The following is a 12,181-nucleotide window of genomic DNA, read 5'->3' as shown; positions in this document are numbered from 1 at the left end:
TTTTTTACGCCTACTGAAAAGGCCTCAATGAACCAACAATGGCAACAAGAAGCGGCGCGCGTCGGCGGTCCCGCCCTCGTCCAGGTCCTAAACGAGCTGCGTAACGGCCAGCTCGAACTCATGGCCAACATCGACATCCTGACCGTCAAGACTGCCAAATCCGAGGCGGCGACTACGCGCCTGCTCTCCGGCTTCCCGGCCGACGACGTGGAGGGTCACCGCCGATACCACGAATCGGTGATCGAGTGGCGCGAGCTGCGCAACAAGCTGGTGCGCGAGGCGCTGACGAAGATGGTCGGCGCCGGCGCGCTGGCTGCGATCGGCTGGTTGGTCCTGGCGTTCTGGCAGGCCTTCAAAGTGACGGTGACGAAATGATGGCGCGCCTCCATTCCTGGCTGAAGTCGGCCGGCGTCTGGTTCAACGCCGTGCTGCTGGCCGCATTCCCGTTCACTGACCAGATCGTCCAGGCGATCAGCGATAACTTGCCGGCCCTGGCTCAGTACCTGCCGCCGAACGTCTACAAGGTGGTCGGCTTCGCGGTCGTCGTGTTCAACCTGGTGCGCTCGGCGCAGCGCGCGCGCAAGGCCGCGCAAGCGAAGGAGGTGGCGCATGGCTGATCCGATCAAGAAGACGCCACGCCGCGGCCTAATCGCCATCGTCGGAGCCGGCGCTGCGGCCGCGCTGCTGGCATTCACGCCAGTGCAAGAGGGCAGGGCGCTCAAGACCTACCGCGACATCGGCGGGGTCCTGACCTACTGCGACGGCGCCACTGAGAACGCCCAGACTGGCCGCATCTACACGCCGACCGAGTGCGACGCCCAGCTCGATCGCGACCTGGAGAGGCACGCCGCCGGTATCGCCAGGTGCGTGCCGATGGATCGCCTGACGGATGGCCAGAAGGTGGCCTTCGTCGACGCGGCTTTCAACATTGGTGTGTCGGCGTTCTGCGGGTCGAGCATGGCACGTAAGGCGAATGCTGGCGACATGGTCGGCGCCTGCGATGCGCTGCTGCTATGGAACCGGGCCGGCGGCCGCGAGGTGGCGGGCCTGACTAAGCGCCGCCAGCGCGAGCGCGAGCTGTGCCTCAAGGGGCTGCGGTGATCGCCGCCGCCCTGGCGCCGTACAAGCTGCAGCTGACGATCGGCGCCGGCGCAGTCGCCGCGATCCTATGCTTCGGCGCCGGCTGGGCTGTCAACGGCTGGCGCCTCGGAACCGACGTGGCGAACCTGCGCGCCGAGCGCGCCCAGGAGCAGGCCGCCCAGGCAGCCGCCGCCGCCAGCACGCTGCAGGCCGACGCTGCGGCGATCCATCAGGCCGCCACCGAGTACGCCGGCATCCAGTCCACCCTCGCGCCCAAGATTGCGGCGCTCACCAAGGAGCTGCGCAATGCGCCTCGCCTACCTGTGGATTGCCGCCCTGACGATGTCCGGGTGCGCAACCTCGACGCCGCCATCGACGCCGCCAACCAGGTCGCCGCCGCTCGATAGTGCGCTTGCGGCGCCGTGTCCGGAAGTGCCGAAACCCGAATCGCCCGACTACGACGTATGGCAGGTCTGGGCGATCAACCTGCTGCAGCAGTACGCCGACTGTGCTGCGCGCCATGCCAAGACCGTTCAGGCCTGGCCCAAGTAAAGGAAATGCATGAGCAAGATCACCTACGACCCCAAGCTGCGCGACTACGCAACCCCGCAACAGGCCATCTACCTCGATGCCGTGATCAAGCACGGCGGCGAGCGGCCGGCGGCCCGCGCCTTGGGCGTCAGCAAGAGTGCGGTGCAAGGATCACTGGCACGGCTCAAGGTCGCCGCGGCCGCGCGCGGCTACGCGCCCGAGTTCGACCTGCAGCACCCGGTGGCGCCTGGCCAGATGCTGAAAGGCACCTCGACGCTGTACAAGGACGGCCAGCCGGTGCTGCAGTGGGTGAAGACTCGCGCCGATGCGGCTCAGCTCGAGGAGTTCATGCGCGCGGCAGCCGCGGCGATGGCAGAAGAGCTGCCGCGCGCCAGGCCGGCGCGGGCGCCGCGCGTGACGAACGACAAACTGGCCAGCGTGTACACGCTCACGGACAGTCACGTCGGGGCCCTCTGCTGGAACCGTGAGAATCTCGATCCGAACGGGGATTGGGATTTGGCGATCGCCGAGCGCACGCTTACCGGCTGCTTCGAACACATGGTCAAGGCCAGCCCGCTGGCGCGCGTGGGCATCGTAGCGCAGCTGGGTGACTTCCTGCACAGCGACGGACTCGAGGCGAAGACGCCGACGTCGGGCCACATCTTGGACCAGGACGGTCGATTCCCGAAGGTGGTTCAGGCGGCGATCCGGATACTGCGGCGCGTGATCGGCTTTGCGCTCGAGCGGCATGAGAAGGTGGTCGTCCTGATGTGTGAAGGTAACCATGATCTCGCCAGCTCGGTCTGGCTGCGCGCGATGTTCAAGGCACTGTACGAGAACGAGCCGCGGGTCGAGGTGATCGATTCGGAGTTGCCGTACTACGTCTATCAGCACGGCGAGACCATGCTCGCCTGGCACCACGGCCACCTGAAGAAGAACGACCAGCTGCCGCTGCTGTTCGCCGCCCAGTTCCCGAAGGTATGGGGCGCGACCACGCGCCGGTATGCGCATACGGGTCACCGCCACCATTTCGAGGAAAAAGAGCACTCGGGCATGACGGTGGTCCAGCATTCGACCTTGGCGGCCAGGGACGCCTACGCCGCGCGCGGCGGCTGGATGAGCGAGCGGCAGTGCACGGCTATCACCTATCACAGTGAGTTCGGTCAGGTCTGCCGGAATACTGTTACTCCGGAGATGCTCTCGTCGGCGACGTAGAGGCGCCTCTCCGCTCCCAGGGGCGGGCGATCACCCGAATCGCGACCTGGAGAGGTATGCCGTTTTCGACCATGGCGCGAGCCATTCCGGTCGTACTCTGCCTCTCTTGATTGTTGAGTATGGCATCGACAATCACCGCCGAAAGCCTGTCAATTCGCTTGTTCATGAAGTAAGCCTGCGCCCGCTTGGCTGGTCGCGTCTTGATATATATCAAACAAGGATAGCAAACGTCCCGGCAAATCGGACTTGTCAAAAGGTGAATTTAACGATACTGTATAAACATACAGTATTTCCATGCATCACTATGAACACTCACGCCGCTACGCTCAATCCCGAGGCTCTCCATCCTGCGCTGTGGCGCGCGTCACAACTCGGCCGCTCGACGACAAAGTGCGTCGAGACCGGTTATACGGCCCTGTCGAATCAACTACCCGGCGGCGGCTGGCCGACCGGATCGCTCACCGAGTTGCTGACCCAGCAGCCCGGCATTGGCGAGATGCGCCTGCTGGCGCCGGCGCTGGGTAAGGTCGCGAAGCGCAAGATCGTCATGCTCGAGCCGCCGCACCCGCCTCAGGCGCTTGCGCTGGCGGCGATGGGCGTCGCCCCAGACCAAGCGCTCTGGCTGCGCGCGAAGACCACAGCCGACACGCTATGGGCGGCCGAGCAGGTGCTGCGCAGTGGGGCGTGCGGTGCGCTGTTGCTGTGGCAGACGCATGTACGGCAAGAAAGTCTGCGGCGCCTGCACTTGGCGGCCCAGGCCGGCGAGACGCTGTGCTTCGTGTTCCGGCCGGTCGCCGCGGCCCAGGATGCTTCGGTCGCGCCGCTGCGCCTGGCATTGCGGCCGGCCGCCGGCGGGCTCGACATCGGGTTTGTGAAGCGGCGCGGGCCCAGCACTGATCAAACACTGTTCTTGCCCATGTCCATCGGCTCCGGCACCCGTCCGATGCCGCAACGGCACCCGGCCATTCACTCTGCGCAGACACAACTGGCATCTGAGCATGTCGCGGAAAAGGCGCAAAAATCTGTACTATTGAACTGACGTCAGCCCAATCAAAACAATGGGTTATGAGGCGACTCAGTAAAATCTATAGTACATTTTAGTGCACGTAAGATATTGATTATATTGCTACAATAAGTAATCAAATGGAGAGGTTCATAGCCTATCCGGGGTTCGAATCCCCGTCTCTCCGCCAAGATTAAGTACATGATTTTTAAGACAAAAGCCGACTTTTCTAAGTCGGCTTTTTCTTTGTCTGCGCTATAGATTTGCTGTGCGCTATTCGAAACGATGCTATCTTGCCTGTTTAATATTTTTTGAAGGCGCAAGATGGACTTTGCGGAATGGATGAAGTCAGCAGGGCTCTCGGAAAAGTCGGCTAACAGTTACGTAGGCGCCATCAAGGGGCGTTTGACTAACTGGGCTATCGGCCATCAACTGACGAAGAAGCAGATCGGCAACATCTCGGACCTCGCAGAGTTCCTTACCCTGGCCCAGCAACTACGGCAAACGCCCGAATTCAAGGATAGGAACACAACCGGCAACGGGATGTACGCAGCGGCACTCAGCAATTACGAGAAGTACCTTCGCTCCCTTACCTCCGAAGCTGACGCCGGTGAATACGGCCCGTACCAACGGCAGGTAGCGCAGATCGTATCCGAGCAAGGTGTGCCGTTCGACCCTACAGGGCAAGATGACGCACGCGCACGCGTACTACGTCAAGTCGTTCAGAGGCGGGGCCAACAGAAGTTCAGGAAAGCGCTGATCGCTGCATATGGCGGTCGCTGTGCAATCACGGCCTGCCCCGTAACGCCTCTACTGGAAGCCGCACACATCACACCGTATCTGGGCCCGGATACGAACTCGATCAGCAATGGTCTGTTGCTTCGTGCGGACCTACATACCTTATGGGACTTGGGTTTGGTCGCTATCGATCCCCTGACGCGCAGGCTTTGGGTGAGCGCGGAAGTTGACGACCCGACTTATCGTGATCTGTCGGGCCGCCAGGTCTTACAACCTGCGCATCCTGCCCAGCAGCCATCTATGGCAGCACTACACCAACAATGGGACCTTGCGCAAAAAACCTACGCCGAAGCTGACTCAGATGCCTAGCCTTTGTCATGCTACTCACTAGATGTTGGGCTCGGTGTTCCCAGTCATGTCTAGGACGTTGTTGACAGCCAAATCGCGCCATGGATCGATGAACCTCCCTTGATACCAGAAGAACATCGGGCCGAAGAAGCATCGTTTATGTAGCAGCGGCAAAACCTTCGCTGGTGTCGGCGGTAAGCACGTCCCGGTATAACGAAACAGGTAAACGTTCATGAGCCATTCTTCGAACTCTTCCCTGTACTCAGTCGGGTCTGTCGGAATCGCGTTTCTTTCTTCCCCGTCTACTTCATCGTCGCCTCGACGGTACCAGGCAAAAATATCGTTCTCGCAGAAGTGATACACACGTGAATCGTCGACGAACGAGGCATCGGGAACCCAGCTGTCCATCGCATCTTTGACGTCGTAGGCTACAACGAGTCCAGACCGATACGCCGTTTCGCTGACGTGGTTGAGCTTAGCCTCGGTGACGACCTGATGCCAGTCGTCGAACCTGTGTGCCTTGGCTACATGGTCGAGTGCTTGATGATGCGACAGCTGGCTTGATCGCTTCAGGGCTCGGGCCTGCTGCTTCCATTTCCCGAAAGTGGCTGAGGAAAAAATATACTCTTTGGGCATTGAGACACTCCTTCATGCGGCAAGTCCAGCGCCCACTACCGAACTCCGCAATAAAGGGAATCTCAAGAGGTAATTGAAGATGATCGTCCCGTCCGGGTGCGCAAGGTGGGCTGCCAGGCCTCGATCCGGCCTTCATTAATGATAACCGAACCGACAACTCAACAACAGGCATCGGCAGGCAATCAGCGCAACGGGTCTACCATCTCGGGCTTTCTACGATATACGCGGTCGGTCAGACGTCCGTCCGCATGTGCGAGTAAGGCTCTTGCGTGCTCAAGCGTTTTGGCATCGCTTGCACACTTCGCCCTCAAATCGTGTTCAGTGAAGCGGACAACAACCTTCGTTTCAGTCAACAGCCTAGCCATAAACCCGCGCCACATCGAGTCCCAGCCGCCCGCGCGTCCAGTCTCTTCATCGAAATAGCATTCGCCTACTCGCGTGCAGAAGAGATAGGGAGACCGGCTGCTAGGTCGGACATCTTTCGCTAGCTGGACCGCATCGCGCAGCTCATCAGACCATCGAATGATCAACCGTTTTCCTGTCGTGCCCAGCGTCTTTCGTGGAGATACGTCAATTCCATCGTCCTTCAGGTCTGATACCGTCAGGCGCAGCAAATCGCCGCGGCGCATACCCGTCAGCAGCTTGAGACGAATGTACGCCTGCACAGCCTTGATACTGCCCGCGCTGCGGCGCGCAGAGAGGGACAGGCACTCTACAACCTCCCAATCCTCCACGTATCGTTCCCGGGGCTTTTCGCCAGTGAGCCGTATCTCACCCTTGAATGGGTGTCGGTCGAGATAGCCCCACTCAACGGCTTTTGTGAAAGCATGGGACAGAATCTCAATCTCACGCCGTGCGGCAGTCTTCGCTGCGCGCTTTTCGACGTACAAGTAGACGTGCCTCGGCTTTAGGTCATGCAGTCGAACATCAGCGAACACAGCGCGTAGCGGCTTGATCGCTACCCTGTTGTGGGCTTGGGTCGATATTCCTTTCGTTGGGATGACCTCAAGCGCGTAACGGTCCAGCAATGCGCCGATCGTGCTCGCATGATCAACGCTCCCGATACGGTCGGCCCAGGCCCGGTACGCCTCCGGGAGCGTCCTCCCCAGCCTAAATGAGCGCTTGCCGTCCCACGCCCCTTCAGCACCGATTGGCACCTGATAGTAATACGCTCCATGATCGAAACGCCAACGGGAAGGCAACCCTTTGTTCTCTGGCCTACGCGGACGTGGCATGCAAAGCTCCCCAATTCGGCTCGACAGGTGTTCTGGTAGTCACTCGGCTCTGCATGCCAAACATTGATTCGATGTGACCTCGCATGACCGCTACAGAGCCGTCAGGACGCACGCAGTGCTGTATTCCCATGGCACGTAGCGTGCGGACCTGGGCTGCGTACTGGATGCGATTGGTAAGGGCTTGTAGCTCCTCCTTGGACAGGAACATGGGCTGGACGGTCATGCCTTCATCTCCTCATCGTCCTTACGGTGCGGCGTGATGAACTCGCTCGGCGAATCAACCAGGGGATGCTGTAATCGACGTGGCGTACCGATGCGATAGAGTCGTTCCAGGACCGCATCTGACGTCCCTTCGACATCAAGCATCACGTTGAGCAGTGGGCCGTACGCACGACCAGCGTACTCAACCAGGTGTTCGTAGCTGATTTAGGTCTGCTGTTGAATGGTTCGAATGCGACACATCTCTTTCTGCACCCATTGCAGCGCCTTGGGGTAGCTACCGACGACGTACCGAGCCGGTTCCAGGAGCACCTCCCATGGAATCACGCGATCAACGTTATGAAGCTCTACTTCCCAGCGTACCCATGGATGTCCCCGGTGGTCCAGTTGCATACCTTTTTCGTAGACCCGGAGCATCTTGCCGTTCTTGCGCTTCCCAACATAGAAGGTTCGGCCCGTTCCGTCTGGCTGAATCCAGTTGCCGTTCTGGTTGCACGATGGTGTTTTGCCACCTGCGTTGAAATCGCCCCGCCAGTAACAAGCAACCGCGTAGTCGACCGAATGAAATCCGGAAAAATCGTCGACGGCACCGTCCCATCGCGTGATACGGGATGATGGAAAAGAAGAGAGAAGCGAGAGAACAGGACGCCAGTCTCGGATGACTGAGCAGGCCTCGCCGGGCAGGCTGATAAGAGCTGTACCGCGCTGGCCGCCATAGGCGAACAAGGCGGCTGTATTACCAAGCACGAATGACTTCTTGTAGCCGATATGACCTTTGCCAGGACGCTCAACGACAGGACCAAACTTCTCGCCCAAAACGTCAACTAGTTGACGAACAAAGATCGGTAGCGCATCTACGAACTCGCCAAAGGCGAAAGTACAGTTCAGATAATCCGTGATCGCCGCGTACGGGTGGACTGAGTCTGGCTCGTCGGATGGAAACTTTCCCCCCGTATTACCAGACGGGGGGAGCGGCGTGCCGACCGCGATGGCGCCCGCTGGCGCGGCCGGCATTGCGGTCGGCCCTTCGCTCTGGACTTCGACAAAAGAATGTATAGGGGTATCCATGACCCCTACAATAGGGGTATTTATTACCCCTTGTCAAGGGTATTGATTACCCCTTTGTGCCGTTCGTGCCAGCGAGCTCGCGCCGATCTTCGACAGAGATGTCACCGCTCACGACCTTCCAGAAGCTGCCAAGCTCTTTCGCAATGCTGTACCCCAACGACCGAAGAGCAATCGGTCCTTCTTCAGGGAAGAACTCACGGACTGAGATGCCGAGTATTTCCTCGTACTTCCTGATCGTCCGTTTGTTATGGATGACGACCAAGACCTTCCAGCCCATGTAGTCGCCCAGCATCAGCATGCCCAAGGCTTTCTCTAACTCGTCGGCTGTGCCGATAAAACGGTCCAATGCATCGTTAGCGATGCGGACGAGTTGTTCCGCACGTTCAGGAGGGTGAACGGTCTCTACGGGTGGGGTCGGGTATTTGTCTTTTCGTGCCATCTTCGCTCCTTGAAGTTGACAGAATAGACTGGGAAGGGGTTTTCAACAACCCTTGTACAGCGCACGTGGCCTAGTTACCCACCGCGCCGCTCGCTCTTGCCCTACTCATGGGGCGGCGACCGGCGCCGTGGATAACTCCAAGCTATGCCATTAGGCATGGTAAGCACGCCCGCGCAATCGCAGCATATTCTTTGTCATCATCGAGCTCTTGTTGAAGGCTCGCAATTAGAACTTGCTGAAGATTAGCCGGCGCATGTCGTATTACTTCAACTTGTTCACGTAAATATCGTATTCTTTGATTGCGTCGCTCCACTAATTCAGTCCGATTCAGCTTTAATGTTTCCTCGGTAAGCCTTGCGTCATGGTCACCGGGTTTTGCGAGAACTAGCCCTCCCACAAAGTTGAAATGGTCAACAGGGTCGTCTACATAGGGATCTACAAATCCTACCCCATGCGAAAATTTGTCACTCTTGTTTGTATTGCAGACATCACAAGCAAGTGTCAAGTTACTCCACTCAAACGTTACATCAACCTTAGTGGATTTTGGCACTATGTGTTCTACGTCGCCATAGGTAACGTGAAGAAGTTTGCTCTCACAGTAAGCGCATTTGCCATTGGTTTCCTTCACCAAAACCTTTTTAATATCGGCGTGCCTATATCTGCTTTTCTCGCCATCGGTTGCAGGGGTGCCGGAAGCAATTTTTTCAATCAATGTTTTCGTCCATGCAGCAGCATGATTTACTAAGATTTCAGGTTCAGCTAGTTTCTTAAGCTTAATCATTCGTTTTTATGACTCCTGCTAAAGCCGTCGGATACATCTCGCCAAACCCTAATTCTGTCATCCTTGAACGCAACTCGTTTAAGTTTTCGAGATTTAATTCACGGTCACGATATTCTGTAACTAGAGCGTTTAATTGCTCCTCAACCCATAAAGGAACGGTGACGGACACACCAAGCACATCCCGCAAAATCTCTGCAGCATTGCCAGCACGATTAATGACGTCAAGTTTATTGCTGAAAACTAAACTTGCCATCCTTGCACTGTCATCTCCATCAATCAATATAGGATCTAGCTCTACAAGGCCATACCGGAGGGCATAGACTGTAGAATCTTTCACTGAGGAAACCATAAACGGACTGTGTGTTGCGACAACAAACTGCGCTTTCGGGAATGCCTTCAGCAAATTTGCCAGCAATGTTCGCTGCATTGATGGATGCAGATGATTCTCTGGCTCATCCATGACTACAGTAAAGCTTGCCGCATTTGAAGCTTGGCTCGTTTTAGAGAAAGTATAAATCTGCCAAGCCATGTCGATGAGCGACATTACGCCACCAGAAGCCGCGTCAATGACAAAGTGTCCTGTCGATGTTTCCATCACTACGTCGGCAATACGAATGGATAGGTCTTGAAATCCAAGGCTTTCCGGAAGTACAACTCGGAGCACATCGACAAAGTCACGAAAATAAGAAATTGCGTGTTCGTCGCCAGCAGATAGTTCACTTTGCGTTCCAAACATAGCAAGTGAAACAAGTGTTTCCTTAAGCCTGTAAATAGAACCGAAACTATTGTGGTTATGGTGACCAGAGAATCTCTGTACAGCTTCTGATTGGTAGACATTATATGCTTGGTCAGGATGTACGGCCGCTGTATTGATCTGAGTTACAGGCTTGAAAACTGGCACAGATCGATGTGACGATATAAATGTTCCAACCACCGGCTGCTGATTATGAATCGTAACTCCATATTGCTGCCCTTCCGACCCCACATACATTTGTGCAGTTATACCGTTCGAATAATCTATTGACCCAAAAATCACGGAGTTGCCCGGCTGCACATGACCACCTCGACGAAGTCCAGTCGAAAAATATTGCATGCCGTTACGTCGCTGTCTCCGTGGGGTACCGAGAAAAGCACGTTGCCATCCAAAATGGGGAGTTAACAAATTTAGGATAGTGCTTTTTCCTGCACCATTTGACCCTGTAATTACGGTCAATCTAGGATGAAACTCAATCGAGACATTATGAAATTGTCTCCATCCGCTGATTGTTAAACTTTTGAAGTGCGAATTCACTGTTTTTCTCGGATTTTGAAAATTATAATATTACTTCTACTCAACTTGATACGCACTATTTTTTTGTCTAACTTGCGCTATACAGTCGGGTGAAGCGGACGTTACCCTGGCCAAAATTCACACCGATAGAATCAAACTATAGTGCATCTTTAAGAAGTTAAGTTATTGATATAAAAGAAGAAATTTCATTTGTTCAATAGGTTCATAGCCTATCGGGGGTTCGAATCCCCCTCTCTCCGCCAGAACATTGTCCTGACTTGTTCAGGTACGTCAAAAAGCCCGCTGTGGACTTCCCCCAGTTCCCTAGACAAATCCTGACCTCACGCTGAGGCCTGTTCAAAGGCCTCGGGGCTGATACCGCCCAGATGGCTGTGACGCCTGGTTCGATTGTAAAAGACTTCGATGTAGTCGAAGATATCGGCCCGGGCGAAGTCCCGGGTTTTATAGATGCGCTTGCGGATGCGCTCCTTTTTCAGACTGCTGAAGAACGATTCCGCGACAGCATTATCCCAGCAGTTGCCGCGTCGGCTCATGCTCGGTTCGAGGTTGTTGGCCTTGCAGAAGCGGCGCCAGTCGTCGCTTCCATATTGGCTGCCTTGATCAGAATGTACCAGTACCGGCTTCTTTGGCTTTCGGCGCCAAACCGCCATCAGTAAGGCGTCGATCGCCAGCTCGCGCGACAATGTCGGCTTCATCGACCAGCCAACGACTTTGCGTGCAAAAAGATCGACCACAACGGCCAGATAAAGCCAGCCCTGCCAAGTTCGGATGTAGGTAATGTCAGTGACCCAAGCCTGATCAGGCGCATCGACTGTAAATTCTCGGTTCAGCCGATTCGGAGCAATGATCGAAGGCCGGCCAGCAATCCTTCTCGGTGCTTTATAGCCGCGTACAGCCTTGATCTTATTGACCTGCATGAGCCGTGCTACACGATTACGTCCGCAAGTCTCGCCGGCTTCTCGCAGATCGCCAAAGACGCGATTGGCGCCGTAGACACCGCCGCTTGCCGAATACGAATACCGGATTGCCTCGACCAGGCGAGCATCTTCCTTCGCTCGCTCCGATATCGGCTGGTGCAACCACTGATAAAACCCGGCTCTAGCCACTTTCAAAATGCGGCACATGAGCACAAGCGAAAACTCGTGCCGATGCTCGTTCATGAACCGGTACTTTACTCGGGTTCCCTGGCAAAGTACCGTGCGGCTTTTTTTAGCAAATCGCGCTCCTCTTTTAGACGGCGCATCTGGGACCGCAGCCGTAGGATCTCGCTTTTTGCTTCGACCAACTCGGCACTTTGCTTCTCGTCCTTCGTTGGCATGACTGCCTTGACCCACTTGTACAAACTATGGGCCTACACCCCCAATCGGGCTGCAACCTCCGGAACAGGGTAGCCGCGCTCGACCACCTGCCTAACTGCTTCTTCCTTAAATTCCGGGGTGTAACGCTGTGTGCTCATTCATTTCTCCTATGCTCAAATCATAGGTCAGAAATGTCTACCGGAGTGGGGGAAGTCCACAGCGGCTGTCGAGTGTCTAGAAAACTCGTGGCGATTCAGTATGCCTCTCCCAAGGTTATCGATTGGTCGAAATCTGAGTCG

General features: G+C 56.4%; 15 protein-coding genes and 1 pseudogene. 8 read left to right on the top strand and 8 right to left on the bottom strand.

Annotated elements, in window-relative coordinates; genetic code table 11:
• The first annotated feature begins 27 nt into the window (after positions 1-27).
• The 8 genes from U1H99_RS15915 to U1H99_RS15885 all read left to right on the top strand — a co-directional run bounded on the left by U1H99_RS15915 (position 28) and on the right by U1H99_RS15885 (position 4,936).
• A complete protein-coding gene (locus U1H99_RS15915) occupies positions 28-375 on the top strand; it encodes a hypothetical protein (protein ID WP_323142704.1) in 348 nt (115 codons plus the stop codon).
• On the top strand, positions 372-617 hold the full coding sequence (locus U1H99_RS15910; RefSeq protein WP_323142703.1) for a hypothetical protein: 246 nt from the start codon (positions 372-374) through the stop codon (positions 615-617). The genes U1H99_RS15915 and U1H99_RS15910 overlap by 4 nt, the downstream gene beginning before the upstream one ends.
• A complete protein-coding gene (locus U1H99_RS15905) occupies positions 610-1,101 on the top strand; it encodes a lysozyme (RefSeq protein ID WP_323142702.1) in 492 nt (163 codons plus the stop codon). Before U1H99_RS15910 ends, U1H99_RS15905 begins: the two co-directional genes overlap by 8 nt.
• Positions 1,098-1,487 (top strand): hypothetical protein, encoded by a 390-nt coding sequence (locus U1H99_RS15900; RefSeq protein ID WP_323142701.1) that lies wholly within the window; start codon positions 1,098-1,100, stop codon positions 1,485-1,487. Before U1H99_RS15905 ends, U1H99_RS15900 begins: the two co-directional genes overlap by 4 nt.
• Positions 1,387-1,632 (top strand): Rz1-like lysis system protein LysC, encoded by a 246-nt coding sequence (gene lysC / locus U1H99_RS30230; RefSeq protein ID WP_445974739.1) that lies wholly within the window; start codon positions 1,387-1,389, stop codon positions 1,630-1,632. The genes U1H99_RS15900 and lysC overlap by 101 nt, the downstream gene beginning before the upstream one ends.
• A gap of 9 nt (positions 1,633-1,641) precedes the next feature.
• On the top strand, positions 1,642-2,826 hold the full coding sequence (locus U1H99_RS15895; RefSeq protein WP_323142700.1) for a MarR family transcriptional regulator: 1,185 nt from the start codon (positions 1,642-1,644) through the stop codon (positions 2,824-2,826).
• Positions 2,827-3,130: 304 nt separating this feature from the next.
• Positions 3,131-3,865 (top strand): translesion DNA synthesis-associated protein ImuA, encoded by a 735-nt coding sequence (gene imuA, locus U1H99_RS15890; protein ID WP_323142699.1) that lies wholly within the window; start codon positions 3,131-3,133, stop codon positions 3,863-3,865.
• Between the two features lie 288 nt (positions 3,866-4,153).
• Positions 4,154-4,936 carry an HNH endonuclease gene (locus tag U1H99_RS15885; RefSeq protein ID WP_323142698.1) on the top strand — a complete coding sequence of 261 codons (783 nt, stop codon included), beginning with the start codon at positions 4,154-4,156 and terminating at the stop codon, positions 4,934-4,936.
• A gap of 18 nt (positions 4,937-4,954) precedes the next feature.
• Here the strand turns inward: U1H99_RS15885 and U1H99_RS15880 are convergent, their stop codons facing one another.
• The 8 genes and pseudogenes from U1H99_RS15880 to U1H99_RS15845 all read right to left on the bottom strand — a co-directional run bounded on the left by U1H99_RS15880 (position 4,955) and on the right by U1H99_RS15845 (position 12,040).
• Complete coding sequence (locus tag U1H99_RS15880; protein ID WP_323142697.1) at positions 4,955-5,551, bottom strand: hypothetical protein; 597 nt, start codon at positions 5,549-5,551, stop codon at positions 4,955-4,957.
• 182 nt (positions 5,552-5,733) lie between these two features.
• Entirely contained in the window at positions 5,734-6,786 is a 1,053-nt protein-coding gene (locus U1H99_RS15875) for a tyrosine-type recombinase/integrase (protein WP_323142696.1), read from the bottom strand.
• Complete coding sequence (locus U1H99_RS15870; protein WP_323143256.1) at positions 6,770-6,994, bottom strand: DUF4224 domain-containing protein; 225 nt, start codon at positions 6,992-6,994, stop codon at positions 6,770-6,772. Before U1H99_RS15870 ends, U1H99_RS15875 begins: the two co-directional genes overlap by 17 nt.
• A 218-nt stretch (positions 6,995-7,212) precedes the next feature.
• Positions 7,213-8,073 (bottom strand): replication initiation factor domain-containing protein, encoded by an 861-nt coding sequence (locus tag U1H99_RS15865; RefSeq protein ID WP_323142695.1) that lies wholly within the window; start codon positions 8,071-8,073, stop codon positions 7,213-7,215.
• Between the two features lie 46 nt (positions 8,074-8,119).
• Positions 8,120-8,512, bottom strand: coding sequence for a hypothetical protein (locus U1H99_RS15860; protein WP_323142694.1), 393 nt, complete (start codon positions 8,510-8,512; stop codon positions 8,120-8,122).
• Positions 8,513-8,654: 142 nt separating this feature from the next.
• Positions 8,655-9,293 carry an HNH endonuclease gene (locus U1H99_RS15855; RefSeq protein WP_323142693.1) on the bottom strand — a complete coding sequence of 213 codons (639 nt, stop codon included), beginning with the start codon at positions 9,291-9,293 and terminating at the stop codon, positions 8,655-8,657.
• Entirely contained in the window at positions 9,286-10,584 is a 1,299-nt protein-coding gene (locus U1H99_RS15850) for an AAA family ATPase (RefSeq protein ID WP_323142692.1), read from the bottom strand. The genes U1H99_RS15855 and U1H99_RS15850 overlap by 8 nt, the downstream gene beginning before the upstream one ends.
• A 320-nt stretch (positions 10,585-10,904) precedes the next feature.
• Positions 10,905-12,040, bottom strand: a pseudogene (locus tag U1H99_RS15845) (IS3 family transposase).
• Between the last annotated feature and the right edge of the window lie 141 nt (positions 12,041-12,181).

Origin of the sequence: Massilia phyllosphaerae (genome assembly GCF_034659755.1) — a bacterium.
Taxonomy (GTDB): Bacteria; Pseudomonadota; Gammaproteobacteria; order Burkholderiales; family Burkholderiaceae_D; genus Telluria; species Telluria phyllosphaerae.
Note: the sequence above shows the minus strand (reverse complement) of the source record. Positions and strands in the feature narration are given on the sequence as shown.

Excerpts from the sequence above, each read along its gene's own strand:
- U1H99_RS15915 (WP_323142704.1), top strand. The coding sequence starts at position 28 with ATGAACCAACAATGGCAACAAGAAGCGGCGCGCGTCGGCGGTCCCGCC.
- U1H99_RS15910 (WP_323142703.1), top strand. The coding sequence starts at position 372 with ATGATGGCGCGCCTCCATTCCTGGCTGAAGTCGGCCGGCGTCTGGTTC.
- U1H99_RS15905 (WP_323142702.1), top strand. The coding sequence starts at position 610 with ATGGCTGATCCGATCAAGAAGACGCCACGCCGCGGCCTAATCGCCATC.
- lysC (WP_445974739.1), top strand. The coding sequence starts at position 1,387 with ATGCGCCTCGCCTACCTGTGGATTGCCGCCCTGACGATGTCCGGGTGC.
- U1H99_RS15895 (WP_323142700.1), top strand. The coding sequence starts at position 1,642 with ATGAGCAAGATCACCTACGACCCCAAGCTGCGCGACTACGCAACCCCG.
- imuA (WP_323142699.1), top strand. The coding sequence starts at position 3,131 with ATGAACACTCACGCCGCTACGCTCAATCCCGAGGCTCTCCATCCTGCG.
- U1H99_RS15885 (WP_323142698.1), top strand. The coding sequence starts at position 4,154 with ATGGACTTTGCGGAATGGATGAAGTCAGCAGGGCTCTCGGAAAAGTCG.
- U1H99_RS15880 (WP_323142697.1), bottom strand. The coding sequence starts at position 5,551 with ATGCCCAAAGAGTATATTTTTTCCTCAGCCACTTTCGGGAAATGGAAG.
- U1H99_RS15875 (WP_323142696.1), bottom strand. The coding sequence starts at position 6,786 with ATGCCACGTCCGCGTAGGCCAGAGAACAAAGGGTTGCCTTCCCGTTGG.
- U1H99_RS15870 (WP_323143256.1), bottom strand. The coding sequence starts at position 6,994 with ATGTTCCTGTCCAAGGAGGAGCTACAAGCCCTTACCAATCGCATCCAG.
- U1H99_RS15865 (WP_323142695.1), bottom strand. The coding sequence starts at position 8,073 with ATGGATACCCCTATACATTCTTTTGTCGAAGTCCAGAGCGAAGGGCCG.
- U1H99_RS15860 (WP_323142694.1), bottom strand. The coding sequence starts at position 8,512 with ATGGCACGAAAAGACAAATACCCGACCCCACCCGTAGAGACCGTTCAC.
- U1H99_RS15855 (WP_323142693.1), bottom strand. The coding sequence starts at position 9,293 with ATGATTAAGCTTAAGAAACTAGCTGAACCTGAAATCTTAGTAAATCAT.